The organism is Streptomyces sp. NPDC051133, assembly GCF_040682635.1.
Lineage (GTDB): Bacteria > Actinomycetota > Actinomycetes > Streptomycetales > Streptomycetaceae > Streptomyces.
Genome location: NZ_JBFBBK010000229.1, coordinates 1 through 1,472, shown reverse-complemented (window position 1 = coordinate 1,472; position 1,472 = coordinate 1). Strand labels below are relative to the sequence as shown.

Here is a 1,472-nt window from a genome sequence, read left to right as displayed (position 1 = left end):
CGTGCGCGCTCATCGTGGACTGCCAGCCGAAGCCGGCCGCGGCCACCAGCGTGCCCCCCACCGCCACCGACCGCGCGCCCGCCGCCCGCATCAGGTCAAGCTGGTCTGCGACGGGCTCAAGGCCTGCCCGAGCGGTGGAGACCGTCTGGCCGAGGTGACTGCGACTGCATCTGCACGTGGTGCGGATCAACGCCGCTAGGCGGTACGGGTCACCCAATGCGTCGTATGACCTGATGCAGCGAGTTGCGGGCGGTGGCAGTGCTACTCGCGGTTTGATCCCACTAGACCACACAAAGGTCCAAGTTGGGCGGTGTGGCGTGCCGTCCCGTCCCGGACGAGATGGGCGAAGCTGTGACACAGGCACGTCAGGAAGGCGAACACATGACGGGCACGTCAACGGGTACGGGCGTTAGGGTGCGCCGGTTCAACGGTGAGGACGGGGCGGCGGTTCTGGATCTGGTTAGTGCGGACCTGCTGCCCGGTCAACCGACCATTACCGCCGCCATGCTCGAACAGGCTCTGCAAGCAGACGCGGGTCTCGAAGGCGGCGGTTGCGAGGTGCTCGTCTCGGCGGACGGCGCCATCCTGGGTGCCGTGTGTTACACGGTCCGGGCGACGGACGGTGCCGGGATGCTCCAGTGGCTGCACTGCGTGGAGGATGAGCAGTCAGTTGCGGAGACGCTTATCGCTCACACGCTGGCGCGACTCGGGCGGCGGACAGTACACGCTTTTGCGGGGTCGACCTTGCTGATGCCCATCGGGCTGCCGGTAGGCAAGCGTCCAGGGACCCGGCGGGCGTTGGAGGCGTGCGGGTTCTCTGGTACCGGCCAGTGGCGCTACCTTTATCATCGTCTGGACGCGCTCAGCCCCCGGCTGTATGCGATCGCAGAACTGGTCGAGCACTTCGATGGGGCGGGCTGGCAGTTTTATCTGCGGAAGCGGGATGGCACTCGGATCGGTGAAGCCCGCATCAGCGGTCCGGTGGACGGCAGCGTCGTTCTGGAATGGGTCGCTCTGCCCTCGGAGCACTGGGATCAAGGGCGCATCCTGCTCGAACAGTGCCTGACCAGCCTTGCCGACCGAGGCATCCACCATGTCACCACCTGCCTGGAAGCCCCCGCCGGCGACCTGCCCTACCCTGATCCCGCCGTCTATCTCCACGAGGCCGCCGGTTTCACTGTGATCGACCAGCTTCACACTTACACCCGCCGGCCGTGACACGCTGGTCCCCAAGGCACCGGCAGCGGCGGCGGCCCGCAGAGCTGTAACCGGTCGACGATGGGACAGCCGCCGAGCATGTTCTGAGCGATTCGCATTCGCGCCAGTTGTGGTTGAACGTCACTGGTGTCTTCTCCGTATCCCTGAGTGGTGGCCTGGGCTCCCCCGCACGGGCCGCCCTGAACGGAGGTCTCCTTTGACCGGCAACGTCACCTCGTTGTTCAGCGGCACCGCCGCGCACAGCCCCTCGATGG

1 protein-coding gene is annotated in these 1,472 nt (G+C 66.7%); it reads left to right on the top strand.

All coding sequences use genetic code 11. The features are described from left to right. Positions 1-414: 414 nt before the first annotated feature. Positions 415-1,218, top strand: coding sequence for a hypothetical protein (locus AB0N17_RS46660; protein ID WP_366017725.1), 804 nt, complete (start codon positions 415-417; stop codon positions 1,216-1,218). Positions 1,219-1,472: the final 254 nt, after the last annotated feature.